This window comes from Jatrophihabitans sp., from assembly GCF_036000465.1.
In the GTDB taxonomy this organism is placed as follows: domain Bacteria; phylum Actinomycetota; class Actinomycetes; order Mycobacteriales; family Jatrophihabitantaceae; genus Jatrophihabitans.
Genome location: NZ_DASYFV010000035.1, coordinates 1 through 23,387, shown reverse-complemented (window position 1 = coordinate 23,387; position 23,387 = coordinate 1). Strand labels below are relative to the sequence as shown.

24 protein-coding genes and 1 tRNA gene are annotated in these 23,387 nt (G+C 74.3%); 11 read left to right on the top strand and 14 right to left on the bottom strand.

All coding sequences use genetic code 11. The annotated features are described in order from the left end of the window. The first annotated feature begins 84 nt into the window (after positions 1–84). The 3 genes from VGN18_RS11340 to VGN18_RS11330 are packed head-to-tail and all read left to right on the top strand — an operon-like array spanning position 85 to position 4,108. Positions 85–789 carry a hypothetical protein gene (locus tag VGN18_RS11340; protein WP_327539796.1) on the top strand — a complete coding sequence of 235 codons (705 nt, stop codon included), beginning with the start codon at positions 85–87 and terminating at the stop codon, positions 787–789. Between the two features lie 2 nt (positions 790–791). Continuing rightward, positions 792–2,579, top strand: a complete 1,788-nt coding sequence (locus VGN18_RS11335) for an AMP-binding protein (protein WP_327539795.1) — start codon at positions 792–794, stop codon at positions 2,577–2,579. Then, the gene (locus VGN18_RS11330) at positions 2,576–4,108 is read left to right on the top strand and encodes a long-chain-fatty-acid--CoA ligase (protein WP_327539794.1); all 1,533 of its coding nucleotides are present in this window, start codon (positions 2,576–2,578) and stop codon (positions 4,106–4,108) included. Before VGN18_RS11335 ends, VGN18_RS11330 begins: the two co-directional genes overlap by 4 nt. Here VGN18_RS11330 and VGN18_RS11325 read toward each other — a convergent pair. Together VGN18_RS11325 and VGN18_RS11320 are read right to left on the bottom strand one after the other, a co-directional pair. Beyond that, positions 4,064–5,656, bottom strand: coding sequence for a long-chain-fatty-acid--CoA ligase (locus tag VGN18_RS11325; RefSeq protein WP_327539793.1), 1,593 nt, complete (start codon positions 5,654–5,656; stop codon positions 4,064–4,066). The two genes, VGN18_RS11330 and VGN18_RS11325, sit on opposite strands and share 45 nt — an antisense overlap. A gap of 103 nt (positions 5,657–5,759) precedes the next feature. Beyond that, positions 5,760–6,758: an Acg family FMN-binding oxidoreductase gene (locus VGN18_RS11320; protein ID WP_327539792.1), complete on the bottom strand. Its 999-nt coding sequence runs from the start codon at positions 6,756–6,758 to the stop codon at positions 5,760–5,762. A gap of 94 nt (positions 6,759–6,852) precedes the next feature. Here VGN18_RS11320 and VGN18_RS11315 point away from each other — a divergent pair, with 94 nt between their 5' ends. Next, on the top strand, positions 6,853–7,305 hold the full coding sequence (locus tag VGN18_RS11315; protein WP_327539791.1) for a PGPGW domain-containing protein: 453 nt from the start codon (positions 6,853–6,855) through the stop codon (positions 7,303–7,305). A 16-nt stretch (positions 7,306–7,321) separates the two neighbouring features. Here the strand turns inward: VGN18_RS11315 and VGN18_RS11310 are convergent. Then, positions 7,322–7,397: transfer RNA gene (locus VGN18_RS11310), tRNA-Thr, on the bottom strand. Between the two features lie 59 nt (positions 7,398–7,456). Next, entirely contained in the window at positions 7,457–8,236 is a 780-nt protein-coding gene (locus tag VGN18_RS11305; RefSeq protein WP_327539790.1) for a VOC family protein, read from the bottom strand. Positions 8,237–8,358: 122 nt separating this feature from the next. Between VGN18_RS11305 and VGN18_RS11300 the strand changes: the two genes are divergently transcribed. Then, positions 8,359–9,135, top strand: a complete 777-nt coding sequence (locus VGN18_RS11300; protein WP_327539789.1) for a glycerophosphodiester phosphodiesterase family protein — start codon at positions 8,359–8,361, stop codon at positions 9,133–9,135. A 38-nt stretch (positions 9,136–9,173) separates the two neighbouring features. After that, positions 9,174–9,437 carry a hypothetical protein gene (locus VGN18_RS11295; protein ID WP_327539788.1) on the top strand — a complete coding sequence of 88 codons (264 nt, stop codon included), beginning with the start codon at positions 9,174–9,176 and terminating at the stop codon, positions 9,435–9,437. On the opposite strand, the gene VGN18_RS11290 is transcribed toward VGN18_RS11295, so the two are convergent. The 7 genes from VGN18_RS11290 to VGN18_RS11260 form a co-directional block, all read right to left on the bottom strand. Further along, positions 9,434–10,264: a regulatory iron-sulfur-containing complex subunit RicT gene (locus VGN18_RS11290; protein ID WP_327539787.1), complete on the bottom strand. Its 831-nt coding sequence runs from the start codon at positions 10,262–10,264 to the stop codon at positions 9,434–9,436. The genes VGN18_RS11295 and VGN18_RS11290 overlap by 4 nt on opposite strands. Positions 10,265–10,273: 9 nt before the next feature. Further along, positions 10,274–11,467, bottom strand: coding sequence for a DNA polymerase III subunit delta' (locus VGN18_RS11285; protein ID WP_327539786.1), 1,194 nt, complete (start codon positions 11,465–11,467; stop codon positions 10,274–10,276). Between the two features lie 94 nt (positions 11,468–11,561). Further along, positions 11,562–12,056, bottom strand: coding sequence for a MarR family winged helix-turn-helix transcriptional regulator (locus VGN18_RS11280; protein WP_327539785.1), 495 nt, complete (start codon positions 12,054–12,056; stop codon positions 11,562–11,564). 36 nt (positions 12,057–12,092) lie between these two features. Then, positions 12,093–12,707, bottom strand: a complete 615-nt coding sequence (gene tmk, locus VGN18_RS11275; protein WP_327539784.1) for a dTMP kinase — start codon at positions 12,705–12,707, stop codon at positions 12,093–12,095. Positions 12,708–12,765: 58 nt separating this feature from the next. Continuing rightward, positions 12,766–13,575 (bottom strand): class I SAM-dependent methyltransferase, encoded by an 810-nt coding sequence (locus tag VGN18_RS11270; RefSeq protein ID WP_327539783.1) that lies wholly within the window; start codon positions 13,573–13,575, stop codon positions 12,766–12,768. 38 nt (positions 13,576–13,613) lie between these two features. Then, complete coding sequence (locus VGN18_RS11265) at positions 13,614–15,680, bottom strand: hypothetical protein (protein WP_327539782.1); 2,067 nt, start codon at positions 15,678–15,680, stop codon at positions 13,614–13,616. A gap of 3 nt (positions 15,681–15,683) precedes the next feature. Beyond that, positions 15,684–17,108, bottom strand: a complete 1,425-nt coding sequence (locus VGN18_RS11260) for a metallophosphoesterase family protein (protein ID WP_327539781.1) — start codon at positions 17,106–17,108, stop codon at positions 15,684–15,686. A gap of 178 nt (positions 17,109–17,286) precedes the next feature. On the opposite strand from VGN18_RS11260, the gene VGN18_RS11255 reads away from it, so the two are divergent. Continuing rightward, entirely contained in the window at positions 17,287–18,060 is a 774-nt protein-coding gene (locus tag VGN18_RS11255) for a trans-aconitate 2-methyltransferase (RefSeq protein WP_327539780.1), read from the top strand. On the opposite strand, the gene VGN18_RS11250 is transcribed toward VGN18_RS11255, so the two are convergent. Then, the gene (locus VGN18_RS11250) at positions 18,057–18,608 is read right to left on the bottom strand and encodes a DUF664 domain-containing protein (protein ID WP_327539779.1); all 552 of its coding nucleotides are present in this window, start codon (positions 18,606–18,608) and stop codon (positions 18,057–18,059) included. The genes VGN18_RS11255 and VGN18_RS11250 overlap by 4 nt on opposite strands. 48 nt (positions 18,609–18,656) lie before the next feature. Here VGN18_RS11250 and VGN18_RS11245 point away from each other — a divergent pair, with 48 nt between their 5' ends. Next, on the top strand, positions 18,657–19,598 hold the full coding sequence (locus VGN18_RS11245; RefSeq protein WP_327539778.1) for a helix-turn-helix transcriptional regulator: 942 nt from the start codon (positions 18,657–18,659) through the stop codon (positions 19,596–19,598). A gap of 10 nt (positions 19,599–19,608) precedes the next feature. Here VGN18_RS11245 and VGN18_RS11240 read toward each other — a convergent pair whose 3' ends face one another. Then, complete coding sequence (locus tag VGN18_RS11240; RefSeq protein WP_327539777.1) at positions 19,609–20,289, bottom strand: hypothetical protein; 681 nt, start codon at positions 20,287–20,289, stop codon at positions 19,609–19,611. A gap of 26 nt (positions 20,290–20,315) precedes the next feature. After that, positions 20,316–20,870 carry a sigma-70 family RNA polymerase sigma factor gene (locus VGN18_RS11235; RefSeq protein WP_327539776.1) on the bottom strand — a complete coding sequence of 185 codons (555 nt, stop codon included), beginning with the start codon at positions 20,868–20,870 and terminating at the stop codon, positions 20,316–20,318. 188 nt (positions 20,871–21,058) lie between these two features. On the opposite strand from VGN18_RS11235, the gene VGN18_RS11230 reads away from it, so the two are divergent. From VGN18_RS11230 to VGN18_RS11220, 3 genes are read left to right on the top strand one after another with little or no spacing between them, the layout of a single operon-like run. Further along, entirely contained in the window at positions 21,059–21,610 is a 552-nt protein-coding gene (locus VGN18_RS11230) for a hypothetical protein (RefSeq protein WP_327539775.1), read from the top strand. Next, positions 21,603–22,157 (top strand): hypothetical protein, encoded by a 555-nt coding sequence (locus tag VGN18_RS11225; RefSeq protein WP_327539774.1) that lies wholly within the window; start codon positions 21,603–21,605, stop codon positions 22,155–22,157. The genes VGN18_RS11230 and VGN18_RS11225 overlap by 8 nt, the downstream gene beginning before the upstream one ends. Further along, a complete protein-coding gene (locus VGN18_RS11220; RefSeq protein ID WP_327539773.1) occupies positions 22,154–23,146 on the top strand; it encodes an FAD:protein FMN transferase in 993 nt (330 codons plus the stop codon). Before VGN18_RS11225 ends, VGN18_RS11220 begins: the two co-directional genes overlap by 4 nt. The last annotated feature ends 241 nt before the right edge of the window (positions 23,147–23,387 follow it).

The following is a 23,387-nucleotide window of genomic DNA, read 5'->3' as shown; positions in this document are numbered from 1 at the left end:
CCACCGACGACAACCCCACAACCCGTCCCGCGGCGCCGACCGGCGCCGTCCCCTGGCGTGCCCGCACGCCGACGAAGGAGAGACATGACCGACTGGGCCATCCTGCGGCAGGTCGTGATCGCGACCGCCGACCACGCCGGTGACACCGCGGCCGTGCGCGCCGCCTTCGGACTCGGCGGAGGGTTCGACGACCCGGAGCTGAAGAGCATCAACCTGGCCGACGCGACGATGCCGGTGTCGACCTCGACGCAGCGCTACCTCGAGTTCGTCGCGCCGATCACGGACGACGGCCCGATCGCGTCGTGGCTCGGCAAGGTCGGCGGCCGGGGCGGTTACACGCTGTCGATCCAGCACCCCGACCCGGACGGCGTGCGCGCCCGCTGCGCCGAGCTCGGCGTGCGGGTGCCGATCGACCAGCTCGCCTTCGGCCACCAGATCCTGCAGCTGCACCCGAAGGATGTCGGGCTGGTGCTCGAGATCGACGGCATCGCCGACCCCGACGTCTGGTTCTGGGACGACATGGACCCGGGCCCGGAGCCGGGCGCGACCATCGACGAGATCGTCGGCGTCGAGATCACCGTGCCCGACCCGGCCGCGATGACCGCGAAGTGGGTGGCCGTGATGGACCTGCCCGAGCCGAGTGAGCCGAACGTCATCGAGATGGGTGGCGCGTCGGTGCGGTTCGTCGAGGGACCGGCCTCCCCCGACTGGACCGTGCTGGTGCGCCGCGCCGGTGACGCGGAGGTCGGCGACCCGGGGCTGGCCGGGATCACGTTCCGCGCCGTCTGAGCATGCCCGCCGCGCCGGTGACGCCGCGCTTCCGCGCCGTCGATCTGTTCCCGCCGGTGGCCGTCGAGGTCGAGCACCGGCCCGACGGCAGCACGCTGCTGCGCTCGACCACGCCGAGCCGCGACGTGCCGCCGACGCTGGCCGCACTGCTGCAGCACCAAGCGGCGACGATCGGCGAGCGGACGATGCTCGCCGCCCGCGACGCGTCGGGCGAGTGGCAGCGGGTGTCGTACGCGGACGCGTTCGCGGCGGCCACGCGGATCGCCGGTTGGCTGCACGAACGCGCCGGGGCCGACCGCATCGTCATCGTCACGGGCAACTCGATCGCGCACGCGCTGCTCTGCTTCGGTGCGGCGATCGCCGGCGTGCCGGTGGCGCCGGTGTCGGCGCAGTACGCGGCGATCGCGCCCGAGCGGCTCGCGCACGTGATCGGGGTCGTGCGACCGACGATCGTGTTCGCCGAGCAGGTCGCGCCCATCGCGGCGGCGCTGGCGGCGACCGTTCCCGCCGGCACCACCGTGGTCGGCCGCGACGGCACCGTGGCCTGGGCCGACGTCGTCGGGCACGAGCCGCTGCCCGACGTCGCGGCGCACATCGCGGCGCTCGACCCCGAGGCTCCGCTGCGCTTCATGCTGACCTCGGGCTCGACCGGCCTGCCCAAGGCGGTCGTGCAGACGAACCGCATGTGGTGCCGGCTGTTCGGCGGCGCGAACGCGCTGCTGGCCCGGGCGTCGGGCTGGGGCGAGCGCACCCTCGACTGGATGCCGTGGAGCCACGTCGCCGGGCTCAGCGTGCTGATCGGTTCGATCTTCAACGGCGGCTCGTACTATCTCGACGACGGCCGCCCGACGCCCGAGCTGTTCGGCAACACCCTGCGCAACCTGGCCGAGGTGCAGCCGCTGTTCTTCGCCAACGTCCCCTACGCGTTCGGCATGCTGTGTGACGCGCTCGAGGCCGACGCGACGCTGCGGGAACGGTTCTTCGAGCACCTGCAGCTCTGCCTCTACGGCGGGGCCGGCCTGCCGCAGCCGATCTACGACCGGTTCCAGGCGATGGCCGAGCAGGTCATCGGCGAGCGGGTCATGTTCACGACCGGCTACGGCTGCACCGAGGCGACCTCGGGCGTCATGTCGATCACCTGGCCGACGACCCAGGTCGGCGTCGGGCTACCGCTGCCCGGGCTCGAGGTGAAGCTCGTGCCGCTCGACGACGACCGGTACGAGGCGCGCTTCCGGGGCGATTTCGTGATGCCGGGCTACCTCGACGACCCGACCGCGACGGCCGCCGCGTTCGACGACGAGGGCTACTACCGCACCGGCGACGCGCTGCGCTGGATCGATCCGGCGACGCCGGAGCTCGGGCTCGTCTTCGCCGGGCGGCTGGCCGAGGAGTTCAAGCTGACGACCGGGACGTTCGTGCGCGGCGGCGCGGTGCGGGCGGAGCTGGTGGCGGCGACCTCGCCGGTGGTGGCCGACGCGGTGCTGTGCGGCGAGGGGCAGGCCGAGGTCGGCGCGCTGCTGTGGCTGAACCCCGCCGGGTGCGCCGCGACGCTGGGCGCCGGCGCCACGCCCGACACGATCGGCGACTGGATCGCGGCGCGGCTGGGCGCGCTGCCGGGCGGGTCGGCCGAGCGGGTGAACCGCTTCGCGATCCTCTCCACCCCGCCGGACGTCGCGCGGGGCGAGCTGTCGGACAAGGGCACGGTGAACCAGGCGCTCGCGCGCCGCAACCGGGCCGGGGAGGTCGCCGCGCTCTACGCCGGCGGCCCGGGAGTGAGGACTCTGTCGTGACCGTGGCCCAACTCCTGCGCGACGCGGTCGCGCTCGACCCGTCCCACATCGCGATCGACGGCGACGGCCGCACCGCGACCTTCGGCGAGCTGGACGGGCGGGCCGACCGGGTTGCGCACGCGCTGATCGCCGGCGGCGTGCGGCGGGGCGAGCGCGTCGCGTTCATCGACCGCAACAGCACCGAGTACTGGGACGTGCTGTTCGGCGCGCTCAAGGCCGGGGTCGTGCTGGTGCCGCTCAATTTCCGGCTCAGCCCGAGCGAGGTCGCGTGGGCGCTCGACGACTGCGGCGCGCGCGTGGTCGTGGCCGGGCGCCCGTTCGCCCACCTCGTCCCCGCCGGGCCGACCGTCGTCGTCATCGACGGCCGTCCGGGCGAGGGCAGCATCGCCTACGACGACTGGATCTGCGACACCGCGGAGGGCGACCCCGGCCGCGACGCCGAGGGCGGCGAGTACATCTCGCTGATCTACAGCTCGGGCACCACCGGGCGGCCCAAGGGCGTGCTGGTCAGCGACGAGCAGCAGGTGTGGTCGGTCGGGGCGTTCGGCGCGAACTTCGACGTCGACGCCGCGTCGCGCAGCGTCGTCCCGATCCCGTACTACCACGTGGCCGGCGGCGGCTGGGCCCTCGTGACGCTGACCCGCGGCGGCACGGTGATCCAGTCGCGCGAGCCGACGGCCGAGTCGATGTTCGACCAGCTCGTCGGTCATCGGGCGACGCACTCGGCGATGGTGCCGGCGGTGATGCACGTGCTCAACCAGTCGCCCGCGGCCCGGTCGGCCGACTTCTCGGCGCTTCGGCAGTTGGTCTACGGCGGCGCCCCGATCTCCGAGCCGTTGCTGCGGGCGAGCGTCGCGACGTTCGGGGCCGACTTCTTCCAGTCCTACGGGCTGTCCGAGACGATGGGCGTGACGACGCTGCTCGGGCCGGATCAGCACCGGCTCGACGGCGACCTGTCGCGGCTGCGCTCGGCCGGGCGCGCGATCGACGGCGTCGAGCTCGAGATCCGCGACGCCGTCGACGGCACGCGTCTGGGTGTCGGCGCGTCCGGCGAGATCGTGGTGCGAGCGCCGAGTGTCACCCCGGGCTACTGGCAGCGTCCCGACGCGACGGCCGACGCCTTCACCGCCGACGGCTTCTTCCGCACCGGCGACATGGGCACGCTCGACGACGAGGGCTTCCTCTACATCCGCGACCGCATCAAGGACATGATCGTGACGGGCGGCGAGAACGTGTACCCGGCCGAGGTCGAGTCGGTGCTGGCCGGGCACCCCGCGATCGTCGACGTCGCGGTGATCGGGGTGCCGGACGAGCGCTGGGGCGAGCACCCGCTGGCCGTCGTGGTGGCGCGCGGCGACGCGCTCGACCCGGCCGACGTCATCACCTACGCGCGCGAGCACATGGCGCACTACAAGTGCCCGGCCGAGGTGGTGTTCGTGCCGGAGCTGCCGCGCAACCCGTCGGGCAAGGTGCTCAAGCGCGAGCTACGCGCGCCCTACTGGATCGGCCACGACCGCGGCATCGGCTGAGAACGTCTCGCGCAGCGTCCGCTTCAGCAGCTTGCCGCTGGCGTTGCGCGGCAGGGCGTCGACGAAGGCGACACCGACCGGGCACTTGTAGTGGGCGAGCCGCTCGCGGACGTAGCCGATGAGTTCGGTGTCGGTCGGCTCGGCCCCGGCAGCGCGTACGACGACGGCGAACGGCGATTCGCCCCAGGCCTCGGAGTCGACGCCGATGACCGCCACCTCGGCCACGCCGGGGTGCCCCGTCAGCACCGACTCGACCTCGGCCGGGAACACGTTCTCGCCGCCGCTGACGATCATGTCCTTGAGCCGGTCGTGCAGGTACAGGAAGCCCTCGGCGTCGAGGCTGCCGCCGTCGCCGGTGCGCAGCCAGCCGTCGGCGGTGAACGCCTCGGCGGTGGCCTCCGGGCGGTGCCAGTAGCCGGTCATCAGGTGGCCACCGCCGATGAGCACCTCGCCCCGCTCGCCGGCGGGCAGGTCGGCGAGCGTCACCGGGTCGACGATGCGCAGCTGCACGCCGGGCATCGCCTTGCCGACCGAGCGCAGCTGGTGTTCGCGTCCGGGCGGCGGCAGGTGGTCCTCGGGCCACAGCACGGTGACGCCGCCGGTCGACTCGGTGAGCCCGTAGCTCTGCAGGAACTTGCAGCCGAACAGCTCGGTCGCGGCCAGGATGATCGGCAGCGGCATCGGGGCCGAGCCGTAGACGAGATACCTCAGCGCCGACCAGTCGGCCTCGCGCGCGGCGGGCAGTTGCACCATGCGCTGGATGAGCGTCGGCACGACCGCGGCGTGCGAGACGCGGCGCGAGACGAGCAGGTCGACGAGAGCCGCCGGGTCGGTGGCCATCTCGAGCAGCAGCGCCGCCCCGTTGAGGTTCGCGACGAGGGCGAGGCCGAGCCCGGAGACGTGGAAGTACGGGATCGGCGCCATCGCGACCGAGGTGGTGTCGAGCTCCATCTCGTAGTGCATCGTCGCCAGGGCCTGCCCGATCGCGCCGCCCGACAGCACGATGCCCTTCGGCAGCCCGGTCGTGCCGGACGTGTAGAAGATCAGGGCCGGGTCGTCCGGGGCCGGGCGGACACCGGGGTCGGTGTCCGGGTGGGGCGCGAGCCAGGTGTCCAGTTCGTCGGCGGTCACGACGCGGCGCAGCGACCGCGGGTCCCCGGCCGCGACGGCGCTCTCCCCCGCGCCGAGCACGAGCACCGTCGGCTCGGCGTCGCGCAGGATCGTCGCGATCTCGCTCGGCATCAGCCGGTTGTTCAGCGCCGTCGCCACCGCGCCGATCTTGGCCGCGCCGTACATGACCTCGAGGAACGCCGGCGAGTTGACGCCGATGTAGGCGACCCGGTCACCCGCCCGCACCCCCTCGGCCCGCAGCGCCTGCCCGACCTGCGACGCCCGCCGGTCGAGCTCGGCGAACGTCGTCGTCCGGTCGGGCTCGACGATCGCCGGATGGTCGGGCGATGCGGCGGCGCGTCCGCGGATGATGCCGGCCAGGTTCTCGACCCGTCCCGACCCGTCGGGCAGGTAGGCCCAGATGCGATCGTCAGTCACACCACGACGCTACAACTAACAGTGTCGCCGCGTCGAGGATCGGGGCTCGATCGGATCGTGGAGCGATAGGCGTGGCACGAACGCCGACCTCTCCAGAGTTCGATCACTCGCGGGTGAGCACCTCGCTCACCGGACGGCGCGGGGTGAGTGGTGCCGGCGGCTCGGCCGGGCGCTGGCCGAGGCGCAGCATCATCTGCGGGTAGCCGGTCCAGCCCATCAGCGTGCGCAGCCGGGTGCGGAACGCGAGCAGGTCGACCGACTGGCTCAGCGGGCAGCTCGCGATGCCTTCGAGCTCGGCCTGCACCATCAGCCGCATCATCGCCTGCCCGGCCCGCAGCTGCTCGAGATCGCCGTCGGTCTCGGTGAGGATGACCGCGATCTGGGGGTGCTCGTCCACGCCGGGGGTGATGAGCTGGCCGCCGGCCACGCCGACCTCGAAGTCGCGCAGCGGGATGTCGGTGTGGCGCGGTTCGCCCGCCGGCACCCGCGGGATGGAGGCCATCGGGACGCCGTCGTGGGCCGGGTCGTCGGCCCGCACCCAGGCGGCCATCTCGGCGGCGTAGGCGGGGTCGTCGCGGCCGGAACGGTCGGCCTGGGAGATGGCGACGGCGAGGTCGAGATTCTCGTCGGCGCGGGTCGGGAAGTGGACGTACACCCCCTCGCCGTTGCCGATCTCGGCGAGCCGCTCGACGACGTCCCCGGCGACCGGCTCGGGACCGAACGGGCGCCGTTCGCTGCGGCGGCCGAGCGCGGCCTCGATCCGGCGCAGCGCCAGCTCGTCGGGCCGGTCCTGCCGCACCGGACGCAGCCGCGCGAGCAGATCGGGATCGGCCGGATCGGGCAGCACGGCCGCCTCGGGCGCCCACCCCTGCGCGGCGAGCGCGAGCTCGGTGAGCTCGAGCGCGGCGCCGCAGCTGATCAGCAGCGAGTGACCGTCGCGGTCGGCGACGTGCAGCTGGCGGTTCCGGTCGGCCCGGACGTCGAGGACGCCGTCGCGGGCCACCCAGCGCCAGGGCTGGGTGTTGTGGATCGAGGGGGCCCGGCCGGCCGCCTCGACCACGGCTTCGAGGTCCGGACCTGCACTGCCATCGGGTGAGCTCATTCGGTCGACTCCCGCACTCTCTCGAAAGATGTCACCAACCTACTGGGACCGCTGGCACAGGTCCCACCCATCCGGCATCGGGGATGATGAGGCGATGAGGTCCGGAGCGCGCGCCCTGCGACGCATCGCGCTCGAGGGACTCGGCTGGCTGCTCGTCCTCGGCGGCATCGCGGAGCTGATCCTGCCCGGCCCGGGTCTGCTCCTGATCGTCGGCGGCCTCGCCCTGCTCTCCCAGCAGTACGACTGGGCCCGGCGCCGCCTGGACCCCCTGAAGAAACGCGCCCTCGAGGCGGCCGCCGACGGCGTCGCGACCTGGCCGAAGATCACCGCGTCGACGCTCGGCGCACTCGCCCTGCTCGCGGTCGGCTTCGTGTGGATGCTGCAGATCGATCCGCCCGGCTGGTGGCCGCTCGACGACAAGTGGTGGCTGCCCGGCGGCTGGGCCACCGGACTGTCGATCATGGTGTCGGGACTGATCGCGCTGGCGCTGATCGTCTACAGCTACCGGAACTTCCGCGAGATCAAGTCCCACGACCCGACCCCGTGACGGGGTGACCCGGCTGTGGAGCCGCCTCGGGGAATCGAACCCCGGACAACCTCATTACGAGTGAGGTGCTCTACCGACTGAGCTAAGGCGGCGCGCCGCGAAAGCGCCGCGACCCGCAGAAGTCTACCGGCCCGCCGCGCCCGACCTCGGGTCAGGTGTTCGGGCTCGCCGGCTTGACGATCGAGAACATCGCACCCTGCCGATCGGCGACGTCGGCGTGCCGGCCGTAGGGCATGTCCATGGGCGGGCGCAGCACCGCGCCACCGAGTTCGGTGACCCGCGCGACGGTCGCGTCGGCGTCGTCGACGGCGAAGTAGACGCGCCAGTGCGGCGGCACGTTCGCGGGCACCTCGGCCGGCAACTGGCCGATCCCGCCGACGGTCTGCCCGCCCACCTCGATCGTCGAGTAGACGAAGTTCTCGTCGCCGATGTCGGTGTAGGTGTAGCCGAAGACGGACGCGTAGAACTGCGTCGCGGCCGGCAGGTCGCGGGTCATGAACTCGTTCCAGGTGACCGAGTTCGAGTCGTTGGCCAGGCCGAAGCCGGTGTGCGTGCCGGCCTGCCAGAGGCCGACGGCGCCGCCGCCGGGCACGAGGGCGAAAGCCATCCGACCGAACCCCATGACGTCCATGACCGGGGCGGCGATACTGCCGCCGGCCGATTCGATCTCGGCCGCTGTCGCGTCCGCGTCAGCCGTGGCGAGGTAGGTGTTCCAGACCGGCGGGTGATCCATGCCCATCATGCCGCCGATGCCGGCGACGCTGTGCCCGTCGACCGAGCACATCGCGTACCCGCCGGTCTCCTCCGGCCCGACGTCGATCTGCCAGCCGAACAGAGCGCCGTAGAAGTCCCGCGCGGCCGCCTGGTCGGTCGTCATGAGGTCGACCCAGCACGGCGTGCCCGGGTCCCACGGGGTGTCGCGAACAACCATGTCGTCCTCCACTCGTCGCCGGTCGCCCCGACCCTAGAACCGGCGGCCGACAACGGACAGGGTTCGTTGCATGTTCACCTGATCGCCGCCGCCCGGCCGTCCGGAGCGCCCACGGTGAGGGCGTGCGCTATCTCGACCGGCCCGGTCCGCTGGCCATCGCCCACCGCGGCGGCGCGGGACTCGCGCCCGAGAACACCCTGGCCGCGTTCGGGCGCTCGTACGCCCTCGGCGTCCGGTTCCTCGAGACCGACGTGCGCCTCACCGCGGACGGCCGGCTCGTCGCCTTCCACGACGCCCGGCTCGCCCGCGCGACCGGCACCCGCGGGCACGTGCGCGATCTGCCGCTGCACGCGCTGCGCGGGTTGTCGGTGCTCGGCGGTGGCCCGGTGGTCGCGCTCGACGAGGTGATCGCCGCCTTCCCGGACGCCTGCCTGACCATCGATGTCAAGGACCCCGACGTCATAGAGCCGCTGGCCCGGTTGCTGCACTCGACCGACTGCGCCCAGCGGGTCTGCGTCGCCGCGGCCCGCGGCGCGTGGCTGCGGCGGCTGCGTGAACTCGCCGGGCCGGAGCTGTGCACCGCGCTGTCGTGGCGCGACCTCGTCCGCCTCGCCTCGCCCCGCTCGTGGGGCCGCTACGGCGATGCCGGCTTCGCCCACGTCCCGCTGCGGCTCGGGCGGATCCCGGTGTTCCGCGACGATCTCGTCGCCCGGGCCCACGACGTCGGCGTGCGGGTCGTCGTCTGGACGGTCGACGACCCGGACACCATGCACCGGCTGCTCGACCACGGCGTCGACGGAATCATCACCGACCGCCCCGACCTGCTGCGCGAGGTACTCGTCGCCCGCGGCCAATGGCACGTGCCGGACAGCTACGAGGCGGTCGTGCCGGCGCACTGACCGGTCTACGCTGGCGGCACGCCGTCGGAGGAGCCGCCATGACTGTGTACGTCGACTACCAAGGCTCGCGCTACGAGCTGGCCGGGCACGTCAACGCGGCAGAGGCGTTCGGGCAGATCGCCGACCGTCTCAACCACTCCTGGCGCCGCCAGCAGAACAAGACGGCGCGACCCGACACCGGGGTCGCGTACATCGCCGAGGACTACGACCCGTGGGTGCACTTCCCGATCGCCTCGGGCGGGTCAGTGCGCTTCCACGTACACGATGCGATGCACCTGGCGTTCTTCGACACCGGCAGCTAGGACTCCGGCTCGCCGCGCGACTCGTAGGCCTTCCGGCTGCCGCAGACCGACGCGAGCGCACACGCGGTGCGCCGACCGTCGGCGGCCATCCGCACGACGACCTTCTCGCCCGGCACGTTGTGCCCGACGACGGTGCCCGGGCCCTCGTCCGTCTCGACCTGCTCGCCGAGGGCCGGGGCCTTCTCGGCGTAGTCCTGGTAGAGCGGGTGCTCGTACTTGAGGCAGCACATGAGCTTGCCGCAGGCACCGGAGATGCGCAGCGGGTTGAGCGGCAGGTCCTGGTCCTTCGCCATCCGGACGCTCACCGGCTCGAAGTCGACGAGGAAGGTCGAGCAGCAGAGCTCGCGCCCGCAGCTGCCGATGCCGCCGGTGAGCCGCGCCTCGTCACGGGCGGAGAGCTGGCGCAGCTCGACGCGCCCGTTGAGCGTGGCGGCGAGGTCGCGCACGAGGGAGCGGAAGTCGACCCGGTGGGGCGCGGTGAAGTAGAGCGTCGTGTGGTTGGTGGCGACGACGTGGTCGACGCCGGAGATCTTCATCGGCAGGTCGTGCTCGCGGATCAGCTTGCGGGCCGCGACCCGGGCGTGCGCCCGCTTCCGGCGCGACACCTCGGCCGTCTCGATGTCGTGCGCGGCGGCGAGCTCGGTCAGCACCGGCAGCCCGCCGACGTCGTCGCTCACCCACTCCGGCGCCCACGTCACGGTCGCGACCTCGTCACCCTCGGGCGTCGGGTAGAGCACACGGTCGCCGACGCTCAGCGTGAGCGAGCCCGGGTCGGCGTAGTACAGGCGTCCCTGCGGCTGGAACACCACCGCGCACATCAAGGGCATGAGCCGACCCTAGCCGGGCAGGCGGAGCGCAGCGGTCATCGCTTCCACTGCGATACGGGGTTTCACGTTGAGGTCGAGCGCCTCGCGGCAGGCGAGGATGGCGTCGAGGCGTCGCAGCGCACCGTTGGCGTCGATGGCGCGGGAGACGGCGATGACGTCGTCGGCGAGATCGGGGTGCGCGGCGGCGACGGGCGAGCCGGCCTGGACGAGCAGGACGTCACGGTAGAACGCGGCGAGGTCGACGAGGGCGCGGTCGAGGGCATCGCGCTGGGTGCGGGTGGCCCGCGACTTCTGCCGCTTCTCGAGGTCCTTGAGCAGCCCGGCGGTGCCGCGCACCGAGGCGGCGACGCCCTTGCCGGTGCCGCCCGCGCCGAGCGCCACCTGCAGGGACTCGGTCTCGCCGGCGTCGAGGCCGGCCGACAGCGCGGCGGCCTCGCGCTCGGCGGCGCTGACCAGGTGGTCGGCCGCGCGCAGGCAGGCGCCGAGCGAGGTGAGCGACGCCGGGATGGCCAGCACCTCGGCCCGCCGGTCGCGGGCCTCGGCGTCGCGGGCGAGCCGGCGCGAGCGCCCGACGTGCCCCTGCCCGGCGGCGGCGGCCCAGTCGGCGGTGCCGGGGTCGATGCCGTCGTCGCGCAGCACGCTCGCCACCGCGTCGGCCGGCGGTGTGCGCAGCGACACCAGCCGGCAGCGCGAGCGGATCGTGACCATCACGTCGTCGGGATGCAGCGACGGCGCGCAGAGCAGCATCACCGTGCGCGGCGGCGGCTCCTCGATCGCCTTGAGCAGCGCGTTGGACGCCTGCTCGGTGAGCCGGTCGGCGTCCTCGACGAGGATCACCTGCCAGCGTCCGAGCGAGGGGCGGCGCGCTGCCCGCCCGACCACGGCGCGCATCTCGGCGACCGGGATCGACAGCCCCTCCGGCACGACCGAGTGGACGTCGGGATGGGTCCGGGCGTTGACCGTGCGGCACTGCGCGCACTCGCCGCAGCCGAGCTCGCCCTGCCGCTCGCACTGCAGCGCGGCGGCGAACGCGCGGGCGGCGACGGAGCGTCCGGAACCGGCCGGCCCGATGAACAGCCAGGCATGCGTCATGCGGCCGGAGCCGCCGTCGCCGCCGGCCGCGATCTCGGCCGCGGCCGCGGCGGCGTCGCGCAGGGTGGCGATCGACTCCTGCTGCCCGATCAGGGCGTCCCAGACGCTCACGGGCAGAGTCTCCCCGGCCCGTCCGACACCCGTCTTGTCCGCTCGTGTGGCTGTGAATTCAGCCGGAAGCGCAGCCACACGGGCGGACAAGTGCTCATTCGGGGGCCGCCGCCCGGGCGAGCAGGGTGCGCAGCGTCGCGGCGAGCGGCCCCAGCGTCTCGGACGACAGCGGTGTCAGCAGCTCGCGCTCAGCGGCGAGCAGGGCCTGGAAGGCGGCGTCGACGATCTGCCGGCCGTCGGCGGTGAGGGTGACGCGGACGAGCCGGCCGTCCTCTCGGTCGGCGGCGCGGGTGACGAGGCCGCGGGTGACGAGCCCGTCGAGCCGGCTGGTCATGGTGCCCGAGGTGACGTAGGTGCGGGCGGCCAGCTCGCCCGCGGTCAGCGCGAAAGGCGCACCGGCCCGGCGGAGCGCGGCGAGGACGTCGAACTCGTGACCGCGCAGGCCGTGCTGGGCGAAGATCGCGCGGCGGCGCTCGCCGAGTACCCCGGCCAGCCGGTCGAGGCGGGAGAGCACCTGCAGCGGTTCGACGTCGAGATCCGGACGCTCGCGCTGCCAGGCCGCGACGATGTCGTCGACCTCGTCCGTCATGCCGTCATGCTGCCACATCTCTTGACGCCGAGAGGTTCAGTCGAGGCGGGCCGCCAGCGCCTCCCGCACCTGCCCCGCGATCTCGTCCGGAGCGAGGGCGGCGTCGACGACGAGGTAGCGCTCCGGCTCGGCGGCGGCCAGCGCCAGGAACCCGGCCCGCACCGCGTGGTGGAACTCCAGCGACGCGCCCTCGAGCCGGTCCAGCCGCGAGCGCGCGCCGGCCCGGGCCAGCCCGATCGCCGGGTCGAGGTCGAGCAGCACGGTGAGGTCGGGGGTGAGCCCGCCGGTGGCCCAGGTGGTGACCCGGCGCGCGTCGTCGCCGAGGCCGCGGCCGGCCCCCTGGTAGGCCAGGGTCGAGTCGACGTAGCGGTCGGTGATCACGACGGCACCGGCGTCGAGCGCGGGCCGGATCACGGTGTCGACGTGGTGCGCCCGGTCGGCGGCGTAGAGCAGCGTCTCCGAGCGCGGCGTCACGTGACCGTCCGGGTCGAGGACGAGGCGGCGCAGCTCCACGCCGAGCGGCGTGCCGCCCGGCTCGCGGGTCTCGAGCACCGCGCGCCCCTGCGCCCGCACCCACTGCGCGGCCCGCGCGATCTGGGTCGACTTGCCGACCCCCTCGCCGCCCTCGAAGGCGACGAACAGCCCGCTCACGGCGCGATCTTCATGCCGTCACGCACTCCCGACACGCGTCCCAGCATGAAGATCGCGATCATGCCCGCCGCGCGACGCCGACCAGCGAATCCAGCCGCGCGAAGTTGGACCGGCTCAGCGGGTTGGTGATGGTCCTCGTCACCCGCATGTCGGCGGCGGCGGCAACCGAGCGGTGCGTCTTCGGGGTGAAGTGCCAGATGTGCTCGGTCGGCTTGAGCGTCCACCACTTCTGCCGCAGCGCCCGCGACGGCAGCGACGAGAAGTACGGGGTGGAGAACAGCACGACGCCGTCGTCGGCGACGAGGCCGCGCACGGCCTTCCAGAACTGGACCGGGTCGGGGACGTGCTCGATGGTGTCCCAGGCGCAGACGACGTCGAAGCGGCCCTCGAGCGGCGCCTCCTGGAGCTGGGTCGAGTGCATCGTCAGGCCGAGCGTCTCGCGCGCGTGGGCCGAGGCGGTCTCCGACAGCTCGACGCCGGTGACGTCATAGCCCTTCTCCCGCGCGGCGGCGAGGAACAGCCCGTGCCCGGCGCCGACCTCGAGCATGCGGGCCCCGGCGACCGGACGTCCCAGCTCGCGTTCGGCCAGGGCGAGGCGGCCCGACGTCCACTGCTGCTGCAGGAACATCGCGGGCGAGAAGCGGCCCTCCTCGCCGTAGACGCCCTGGTGGTACTGCGGCTGCTCGTAGAGGCGCTGCAGCGCCTCGGGCCGCAGCCGCGGGCTGACGAACACCAGCGAGCAGCGCGGGCAGCGCACGACGCCGAACGGGTCGAGGTCGTAGACCGGACGGCCTTCGCGCTGACACACGCAGCAGGGGACGGCCTCGGTGTCCTCGCGGCGCCAGGTGGGTGCGGCGTCAGTGGACACGGGAGCTCCTTGCTGGTGGGACGGACGGTCCGGCCACGCTATCGCGCCGGCGGCCCCGGGCTCGCCGGGACGGCAACGATGAGTGATGCACGTGTCTCGACGAGGCGCTCGATCCGCTCGCGCACGAGCTCGGGCAGCTCGGCCGGCACCTCGGCCGGGCAGCGCACGTAGCGATCGGGATCGGCGTCGGTCTCGGCCAGCAGGGTCTGCTCAGCGGCCTCGACGTCGAGGTCGCCGACGTCGCCGCCCAGGATCGGCGCCGGCGCCGCGACCATGCCGTCGACGACCAACGTGAGGTCGGGCATCAGGCCGCCGGTGCCCCACGAGTTGAGACTGCGGATGCGGTCGGCGTCGGCGCCGCGCCCCCCGCCGTGCAGGACGATCGAGGTGAGCAGGTAGCGGTCACACACGATGACCTCGCCGCGCTGCAACGCCGGGCTGATGACCGCCGCCACGTGCTCGGCGCGGTCGGCCGCCGACAGCAGCGCCGCGGTCTCGGGCTCGACGCCGCCGCCACGCGGCACCGGCGCGGCGAGCAACTCGCGCACCCGGTGCCCGATCGGGGAATCGGTGGGCTCGGCGGTGTCGGACACGACGAGATGGCGGGCGCGGATCGCCGCGACGACGAGCGCCGTGTAGGCCGCGGTCGCCACCGGGTCCACGCCGTCGACGCTGATGAACAGGCCCGTGCGCCCGGGAAAGCGGACGATGCCGGTGCGGATGAGCCGCCGGCGCAGGAGGTGGCGCAGGCGGGTGCGGGTCGGGGTCGCCCGCGAGGTGGCGTAGTAGCTGACGCCGAGCGCGAGGACGCCGCCGATGAGCAGCGTCAGCCCCGGGCCGGAGAAGCGCAGGCGCGACTGGCCGCCGATGCGGATCGAGTGCTCGCCCAGTAGCCCGGCGAGCAGTGGCCCGACCGCGATCGTCAGCAGCAGCATGATGCGCACCGACGACAGGACGAAGGCGAAGATGCGCCCGCGGAGGCGGTCCTCGACCTCCTGGCCGATCAGCGTGTAGCCGATGATCCAGGCCATGCCGGAGAACACCCCGACCAGCGCGGCGAGCCCGGTGGCCAGGATGAAGTCGCGGATCAGCGACATGACCAGCAGCGCGATGCCGGCGCTGCCGATGGCCAGCCCGAACACCCGGCTGCGGGTGTAGCTGGGCAGCACGCGCGGGCCGACCAGCATGCCGACGGCCAGGCCGGTGAACACCGTCCCGAACATGATCGAGTAGCCGGCCGTGCCGGCCGAGAGCGTGGCGACCCACAACTGGGCGACGCCGACGGTCAGGCCGCCGGCGGCGAACGCGCCGATGATGCCGACGTACAGGCCGCGGATCAGGGAGTTGCGCCGGACGAACGCGATGCCTTCCGTGAGCAGGCTGAAGATGCCCTGTTCCTGCTCGTGGGCGCTCGGCACGACCGGGATGTCGGCGCGGCTGAGGAAGACCGTGGTGGCGCTGACGAAGAAGGACACCGTGTTGAGCAGCAGCGCGATCACGATGGCGACGTTGACCGAGTTCGGCAGGTACTCCTGGTGGCCGTCGATCAATCGCGTCGTCGCCGACAGCAGCGCGAAGACGCCGCTGGCGATGGGCACCGTGCCGTACACCGACATCAGCGAGATCTGGTTGGCCGTCGCCAGCAGCTTCTTGGGCACGATGGCCACCCAGATCACCTGCTTGGCCGGCTGGGTGAACAGCCCGGCGGCCTCGATGACGAACTGGGCGATGTAGAGCCAGACCAGGTTGTAGCCGACGGCGATCGAGGCGTAGAGCACGCCGGCGGTCAGCTCGCCGGCGATCACCGTCTTGCGCCGGTCGAGCTTGTCGGCGATGGCCGCGGCGACCGGGCCGAAGACGAGGTCGGGCGCGAGGCGGACGAGGATGACGCCCGAGATCGCGGCCCCCTGGGTGGCGACCGACTGCTCGCGGGTGAGCTGCTGGGCCAGCGCGGTGTTGGCCAGCAGGCCGAGCCAGTCGCCCAGGCTGGAGAACGCGATGGCGGCCCAGATGCGACGGAAGACCGGGATGCGGAAGAGCGACAGCAGCGCGTTCTCGCGCCGCTCGCGCGAGACGGCGGGCAGCGTGGGGTCGGAGGTGGCCACGCCTCAGCCCTCCCCGAGCAGGTCGGCGGCGGTGCGTCGCACGACCGAGACGTCGGTGCGCCCGAGCCCGCCGAGGGTGACCTCGTCGGCGCCCCAGAGCCGCCGGGTCGTCCGGTCGACGTAGAGGACGGACAACGAGAACGGCGTGGGCGGGTCCTGCTGCACGCCGCGCAGCCCGGCGCCGCCCGAGCTGCCCTGCGTGAGGACGGTGGTGTCGCCGTAACGGCGGGCGTCGCGGCGGTGGGTGTCGCCGGCGAGGACGAGCGGCACGAGCCCCTCGAGCGCGCGCCCGGCCGTCGGCGAGTGGACGAGCGCGATGTCGGCCCGGGCGCCGCCGGCCCGGAACCGCCCGGCGAACGCCTCGGCCGCCTCGGAGACACGGTGGTGGGCGCGGTCGTCGCCGGTGGTCTTGTCCGGGGTGAAGCGCGGGTCGGGCATGCCGACGAAGCGGAGCCCTGCGACGTCGACGGCGGTCTCGGCCGAATCGAGGACGACGGCGTTGGGCTGGCGCCCGACGGCGGCGGCGATGCCGGTGGAGTCGTGGTTGCCCTTGACGTAGACGTAGGGCACGCCGAGGCCGGGGATCTGCCCGGCGAAGGCGTTCTCGGCGGGGGTGCCCCAGTCGACGAGGTCGCCGGTGTCGATGACGGCGTCGGCGCGGTACTCGTCGACGAGGGCCTTCGCGAGTGGGAAGGCCATCGGGCTGAGGTGGATGTCGGAGACGTGGACGAGGCGGATCGCATCCCCCGGAGGAGGCCCGGGCAGCGCGGCTACCCGCCGCTGCACCCCGGTGGCCGTGCGGATCAGATCGGCCAGCTGGTCGCGGTAGACCCCGATGCGGGTCGGCGCCTGCTGCAGGTCGCCGACGAGCAGGGGCGCGCGGGTGAGCAGCCCGGTCAGCCGGGGGTCGCGCCAGGCCTCCCGGTCGGCGGTCGCGGCGGCCAGCGCGGCCGCCGCAGCCAGGCTCGCGGCCGACGCGGCGGTGGCGGCGGCGACGTCGCGCGGGCGCCGCAGCGTGACGGCGGCCAGTCCGGCGGCCCCGGCGAGCCCGGCGAGACCGGCTCGCAGCGATGCGGCCGCCGCCAGCCCGCGGGCGTCGCGTGCGACCGAGGCCAGCACGGTGTCGAGCTGGGCCCGGACGCCCTGCGCGTCGTCCTTGTCGCTGGGCATCCGGAGCAGCCCGGCCGCGCGCTCGGGCTCGACGTTCGTGGCCGTGGCCCGCAGCTGCAGCGGGCCGCGATGGGTGCCGAGCCAGGCCGTGCCCAGCGGCGGCACGTCGACCCGCACCCCGCCCTGCGGGGTCAGGGCGACATCGGCGGTGACGTCGACCGGCCCGAGCGCCCGGGTCGTGCCCGGTGCGAGGCGCAGGCCGAGCTGGGTGCCGGCCAGGCCGACGACGAGCCGGGTGAGGGACCGCGGGACGCGCATCGCAGGGGCCCGCGTCAGCCGACCCGGCCGCGCGGGGCACGACTCGGAAGGGCACCGGACACGCCGGTGAGTCTATCCGCGGGTGGCGCCGACGCTCCGGGCCGCGCGGGCGTTGCGTCCGACTTGACCGGTCGAGATATCTTGACGTCAAGATATCTTGCCGGTGGAGAGGATCGCCATGCGCTGGGACCCGTCGCAGTACGCCCGCTACGCCGACGAGCGCGGACGTCCGTTCGCCGACCTGCTCGCCCGGGTCCGTGCCGACGCCCCCCGCCGGGTGGTCGACCTCGGCTGCGGCCCCGGGGCGCTGACCGCCGGTCTCGTCCCGCGCTGGCCGGACGCGACGGTCGAGGGGGTCGACTCGTCCGAGGAGATGATCGCGGCGGCCGCGGCGCTGGCCACCGATCGGCTCTCCTTCCGCCTCGGCGACGTCGCCGACTTCGCGGTGCCGGCCGATGCCGATGTGGTGCTGAGCAACGCCACCCTGCAGTGGGTGCCCGGCCACCGGGGCCTGCTGACGCGCTGGGCGGGCGAGCTTCCGCCCGGCGGATGGCTCGCCTTCCAGGTGCCGGGCAACTTCGGCTCGCCCTCGCACCGGCTGATGCGCGCGCTGGCGGAGTCGCCGCGCTGGGCCACCGTGCTCGGCGGCGTGCTGCGCCACGACGACGCGGTGGCCGAGCCGGTGGAGTACGCCGAACTGCTGCTCGCCGCCGGCCTCGAGGTCGACGTGTGGGAGACGACCTACGTGCACGTGCTGCAGGGGACGGACCCCGTGCTCGGATGGGTCCGCGGCACCGGGCTGCGTCCCGTCCTCGTCGCGCTGTCCGACGACGAGGCGGCCGAATTCACGGCCACCTACGCCGCCGAACTGCGCGCCGCCTACCCCACCGGGGCGAGCGGCACGCCGTTCCCGTTCCGGCGGATCTTCGCCGTGGCTCGCAGACCCGGCTAGAACCGCGGCAGCGTCCAGTCGCCCGGCGCGTCCTCGCCGACCCGTCCGTCGATGCTCTCGCGGATGAGGTCGGCGTGACCGGTGTGCCGCGCGTACTCGTCGATCATGTCGACGAGCAGGCGGCGCAGGCTGGGTGTGCCCCACCCCGGGAACTCGTGGCCCCTGGTGCGGCCCGGGCCGCCGTCGGCGTCGGCCTCGGCGACAAGGCGCTGCGAGCGCTCGACCGCCGCGAACCAGTCGCGCCAGACGGCGGCGACGTCCTCGTCGCCCGTCCAGTCCCAGTCCGCGTCCCAGTCGGCCTCGGCGCCGGTGCCGCCCCGGTCGTGCAGCTTCCAGGCCAGGGTGTGGGCCTCGACACGGGCCAGGTGCCGCACCAACCCGCCGAGGGTGACGGCGGAGGCGCCGATACGGCGGCCCATCGCGGCGGCGTCGAGGTCGGCGCACTTGTAGGCGAAGGTGCGGCGGATGCGGTCGAGGCCGCCGGCGAGCGTCGCGATCTCGCTGCCGGAGATCGGCGGGTCGCTGATGAGCGTCAGTGCGTTCGACATGCCGCGACCGTACGATCCGTTCCGGACGAAAGGCTTCCGGGTTATCTCATGACAGCTGACGCCGGCCCGACGGGACGGGCCCTGCTCGCGCTCGAGGCGATCCAGGCCGTCCCCGGCATCACTGCTGCGCGGCTGTCGAGCCGTCTCGGCGTGTCCGAGCGGGCGGCGCGGCGCTACGTCGGGATCCTGCGCGAGGCCGGCATCCCGATCGACTCGATCACCGGCCCGTACGGCGGCTACCGCATCGGCCGCGGCGCGCGCATCCCGCCGCTGACGTTCAGCTCCGCCGAAGCGCTCGGCCTGGTGATGGCCGTGCTGCAAGGCTGGCACGGCTCGGTCGAGTCCGACCATCCCGCCGCGACCGCCCTGGCCAAGATCTTCCGCGTGCTGCCGGCCGCGACGGCCGGTTCGGTCGAGGCGATCCGCCGGGTGCAGGCCCAGAACCCGGGTGACGCCGCGGCCATGCCCGACCCCGAACTGACCGCCGCGATCGCCCGGGCCTGCGAGAGCGGCGAGCGGCTGCGGGTCGGCTACCGCACCGGCAGCCGGATGCTGATCGACCCGTGGGCCGTGGTCGTCCGGCACGGCCGCTGGTACCTGCTCGGCCGGCTCGTCCGCGCCGACGCCCGTCGGGTCCTGCGACTCGACCGCGTGACCGGGATCGAGGCGACCGGCGAGAAGGGCGATCGGCCGACCGATCTCGACCCGCTCCGCGAGGTCGAGGAGCACCTGACCGACGGGTGGACCCACGAGGTGGAGGTGCGCATCGAGGTGCCGCTCGAGCGGGCCGGACGCTGCCTGCCTCGCGCCCTCGGCCGGCTGGAGAGCACGGGTGACAGCTCGTGCGTGCTGCGCGGCAGCACCGACGAGTTGCAGTGGTACGCCGAGCACCTGGCCGCCGTGCCGGGTCCGTTCACGGTCGTCCGGCCCGAGGAGCTGCGGGCCGCCGTCCGCGACCTCGCGGCCCGGCTCGCCCGAGCGGTTGTCTGACCCGTCCGGATCAGTCGCCGCCGCCGGTGCCACCGCCGGTGCCACCGTCGGAGCCGCCGCTGCCCCCGCCGTCCGAACGACCGCCGCCGGGCGACTCGCTCTCGGAGCCGCCGTCGGAGGTGTGCGTCGGCGCGGCGGTCGAGTGCTCGCCGTCGCCGCCTCGGGTGGGGGTCGCCTCGCCGCTGCCGCCCGAACCGCCGGCTCCCTCGTCGCCGGCCTCGGTCGACGAGTGCGGCGCGCCCGGCTCGGGGGTGTCCTCGGACGAGCGCTCCGGCGGTGGCGCGACGTGCGTCGGCGGCTTCGTCGTCGGGGTGGGAGTAACGGCCGGGGTGGTCGGTGTCGGCACCGGGTGCGGGTTGTCGATGTGGAACGGGGTCAGGTCGTTGACGACGTTCGACACCACCCGCTGGGCCGGGGCCGGGAGCTGGTGATTGGCCGCCGCGAGGGTGGTGCCGGCGACGACGGCCGCCGCGATGAGCGCGACGCGCCGCACGATGCGCGGACGGTGCCGGCGGGCCGCGGCGAGCGTGGGCACGCCGGCCAGTAGCGCGGCCAGCTCGGGGGACGGCTCCGGCGCGGGTCCCTCACCGAGGGAGCGGAGGTCGTCGAGGAAGCGCGTGACGGCAGCCGACTCCGCGGCGCCGGGATCCCCCGCCGCCGGCGCCTGGCCGATCCGTCCCACGTCGCTCATCTCGTCCCTGTCATCGCCGCCGGCGTTCATCGGGTTACGGGCCGTTCGGTCACGGCCTGCCGGACGGCCAGCATGCCGCGGCGCTGCAGCTGCTTCACCGCACCCGGGCTGCGGCCGATGATCTCGGCCACCTGCTCGATCGACAGGTCGGCGACGATGCGCAGGGTCACGACCTCGCGCTGGTCGTCGGGCAGCCGTTGGAGCACGGCCCGGACCCGGTCGGCGGCGAGCGAGTACTCGGCGTCGTCCTCGGCCGAGTTCGAGGTGCGCCGGTCGTCGGCCGGCTCGTAGCGGACGGTCAGGGGCCCGCGCGCCCGGGCGCGGTGCTCGTCGACCATCCGCGCGTGCGCGATGGCGAAGGCGAGCCGGCGCACGCCGGCGGCACCGCCGGTCACGCCGGGCAGCTTGGGCAGCAGGGCGAGGAAGACGTCGCTTGTCACCGCCTCGGGGTCGGCGACCCCCTTCGCCCGCAGGTACCCGAGGATCCGCGGGGCCAGGCCCTCCCAGACCGCGCGCAGCCCGCCGGCGTCGCCCGCCGCCGCCGCGACGACGTCGTCGTCGGTCGGGCGCGAGGTCGTCATCGCACCTCCGGCTCGGCTCGGTCCGTCGTCGGGGGCGACGGGTTCGAACTCCATTGTGAGGTTCGCGTAACCCGAACGGGGCAGCAGCCGATGACCTACATGTCCGGGTCGGACGTCCTGCGGGGGAGCAAGCCCGGATCGCACTGCCGAAATCGATCTCTGCCCTGATCGCCCGGAAGGACTCCCCTGTGCACCGTTCGCTACGCATCTGCGCCACGACCGCCGCCGCCGGAGCGCTCGTGACCGGCGGCATCGCCGCCGTCGCCGCCGTTCCCTCGACTCCTCATCCCACGGTCACCGAGCCGGTCTCCCGGCCGGTGGCCGCCGCCCCGCCCGTCGACGCGGTGGCCCTGCAGCTGCGGGCCGCCTCGATCGCCGAGGCCCAGCGGGTCGCCGCGCTACGTCAGGCGGTGGCAAGCGCCCACGCCCGGGTGCGCGCCGAACAGGCCCGTCTGGCTCGCGAGAAGGCGGCGGCCCGGGCCCGCAACCGGGCCGCCGCCCTCGCGGCGATCCAGGCCGCCCAGCAGGCGGCGCAGCAGGCGGCGCAGGCCGCGTCCCAGCTGGCGGCCGGCAGTCCGGTGCAGGCGGCCGCCCCGGTGGCCCGGTCGGCCGCGCCTGTCCCGGCCCCGCCGACCCACACCACGACCGGGGCCAGCGGTGCGTCGGGCGGCGGTGGCGGCGACGACGGTGGCTCCGACGGCAACCCGAGCGGCCAGGTCGGGAGCGGCGGCGATGACTGAGCCGGCCGGCCGGCCGGGGCCGACGGGACGCCCCGCACGCTGGGCCGCCCCGCTCGTTCTGGCGCCGTGCGCCGCCGCGGTCTTCGGGGCGTCGATGTGGTGGGCCGGTAGCGCCACCCCCACGACCGCGACCAAGCCCGCGCCACCCACCACCGCCCCCGGGCCGAGCGCGGCCGAGCTGCACGCCGCCGCGCAGGCCCAGGCGCACCGGGAGGCCCTCGCCGCGGCGGTCGACCGCGACCGGCGCACCGCCGTCGCGCTGGAGCATCGCCTGACCGCCCTCGGTCGCCAGCTGCGGAACGTCTCGGCGGCCGCCGACGCCGAGCACCGGGCCGCGCGCGCGGCCGGTGGCGGTTCGGGCTCGTCCGGATCGTCGGGCGGCGGCTCGTACAACAGCTCGGGCAACGGGTCGAGCGGGGGTTCGGGCGGCTCAGCGCCGATCTACGTGCCGCCGGCCCCGGCCGCCCCGCAGCCGGTCTACGTGGCACCCGCTCCCGCCCCCGCTCCGCCGGTGCAGGCGACGACCGGCGCCTCGGGCAAGCCGTGACGACGCCGACCGAGGTGCCGAGCAACCCGCTCGGGCGCGTCGGGCTGACCGCCGACGAGCTCTGGCACTCGACCTTCCGGGCGATGGCCTCGCCGGTGCGGGTGCAGCTGGGTCGCGACACCCGTGACCCGGGCCGGGTGCACGCCGCCGTCCGTGACCTGGTCGACCAGGTCGAGCGGCAGTGCACCCGCTTCGACCCGACGAGCGACCTGATGCAGGCCAACGTCGCCGGCGACGGCTGGCACCAGGTCGGCGTGCGCTGCTACGACGCGCTCGTCGCCGCCGAGCGGGCGCACGCCGAGACGGCCGGGGTGTTCGAGCCGCGCGTGCTGCGGGTGCTGGCCGACCTCGGCTACGCGTCGTCGTGGCCGGCCGACGGGCGTCCGGCGGGCGGTCCGGCCGCCCCGGGCCCGGTGCTCGGACGCGCGCCCCGCTGGACCCCGGGCTTCGACGCCGCGACGCGGTCCGTCCGGGTCGGACCCGATCCCATCGATCTCGGTGGCATCGGGAAGGGGCTCGCGCTGCGCTGGACGGCTGACCTGCTCGCCGCCGCCGGTGCTACCTCCTACCTTGTCGACGCCGGCGGCGACTGCGTCTTCCGCGGCGGCGGCCCGGACGGTTCGGGCTGGCACATCGGCGTGGAGGACCCGCGCGGCGGGATCGACCCGATGGCCGTCCTCGCCGTGACCGACGGCGCGTGCGCGACCTCGTCGACCCGGCTGCGGCGCTGGCGGGCCGGCGGCGAGGAGGTGCACCACCTCATCGATCCGTCGACCCGGCGGCCGGGCGGCGGTGGGCTGCGGGCCGTCACCGTCGTGGCCGACGACCCGGCCGACGCCGAGGTGTGGAGCAAGACGCTCTTCCTGCGGGGCGCGGCGATTGCCGAGGCCGCCGAGTGCCGCGGGCTCGCCGCGCTGTGGATCGACGCCGACGGCACACTCGCCGCCTCCCCCGCCATGCAGCCCCATCTCATCTGGACTCGCCCATGACCGCCCTCCGCTGCGCTCCGGCCGCCGAAGGCCATACCTATGGGTCATTCACTCGCGGAGCTCGCTCATGACCGCCCTCCGCTGCGCTCCGGCCGCCGAAGGCCACACCTATGGGTCATTCACTCGCGGAGCTCGCTCATGACCGCCCTCCGCTGCGCTCCGGCCGCCGAAGGCCACACCTATGGGTCATTCACTCGCGGAGCTCGCTCATGACCGCCCTCCGCTGCGCTCCGGCCGCCGA

Coding starts and splice junctions, on each gene's coding strand:
- VGN18_RS11340 (WP_327539796.1), top strand. CDS start 85: ATGACCGACTGGGCCATCCTGCGGCAGGTCGTGATCGCGACCGCCGAC.
- VGN18_RS11335 (WP_327539795.1), top strand. CDS start 792: ATGCCCGCCGCGCCGGTGACGCCGCGCTTCCGCGCCGTCGATCTGTTC.
- VGN18_RS11320 (WP_327539792.1), bottom strand. CDS start 6,758: ATGAGCTCACCCGATGGCAGTGCAGGTCCGGACCTCGAAGCCGTGGTC.
- VGN18_RS11315 (WP_327539791.1), top strand. CDS start 6,853: ATGAGGTCCGGAGCGCGCGCCCTGCGACGCATCGCGCTCGAGGGACTC.
- VGN18_RS11305 (WP_327539790.1), bottom strand. CDS start 8,236: ATGGTTGTTCGCGACACCCCGTGGGACCCGGGCACGCCGTGCTGGGTC.
- VGN18_RS11295 (WP_327539788.1), top strand. CDS start 9,174: ATGACTGTGTACGTCGACTACCAAGGCTCGCGCTACGAGCTGGCCGGG.
- VGN18_RS11290 (WP_327539787.1), bottom strand. CDS start 10,264: ATGCCCTTGATGTGCGCGGTGGTGTTCCAGCCGCAGGGACGCCTGTAC.
- VGN18_RS11280 (WP_327539785.1), bottom strand. CDS start 12,056: ATGACGGACGAGGTCGACGACATCGTCGCGGCCTGGCAGCGCGAGCGT.
- VGN18_RS11260 (WP_327539781.1), bottom strand. CDS start 17,108: ATGCGCGTCCCGCGGTCCCTCACCCGGCTCGTCGTCGGCCTGGCCGGC.
- VGN18_RS11255 (WP_327539780.1), top strand. CDS start 17,287: ATGCGCTGGGACCCGTCGCAGTACGCCCGCTACGCCGACGAGCGCGGA.
- VGN18_RS11250 (WP_327539779.1), bottom strand. CDS start 18,608: ATGTCGAACGCACTGACGCTCATCAGCGACCCGCCGATCTCCGGCAGC.
- VGN18_RS11245 (WP_327539778.1), top strand. CDS start 18,657: ATGACAGCTGACGCCGGCCCGACGGGACGGGCCCTGCTCGCGCTCGAG.
- VGN18_RS11240 (WP_327539777.1), bottom strand. CDS start 20,289: ATGAGCGACGTGGGACGGATCGGCCAGGCGCCGGCGGCGGGGGATCCC.
- VGN18_RS11235 (WP_327539776.1), bottom strand. CDS start 20,870: ATGACGACCTCGCGCCCGACCGACGACGACGTCGTCGCGGCGGCGGCG.
- VGN18_RS11225 (WP_327539774.1), top strand. CDS start 21,603: ATGACTGAGCCGGCCGGCCGGCCGGGGCCGACGGGACGCCCCGCACGC.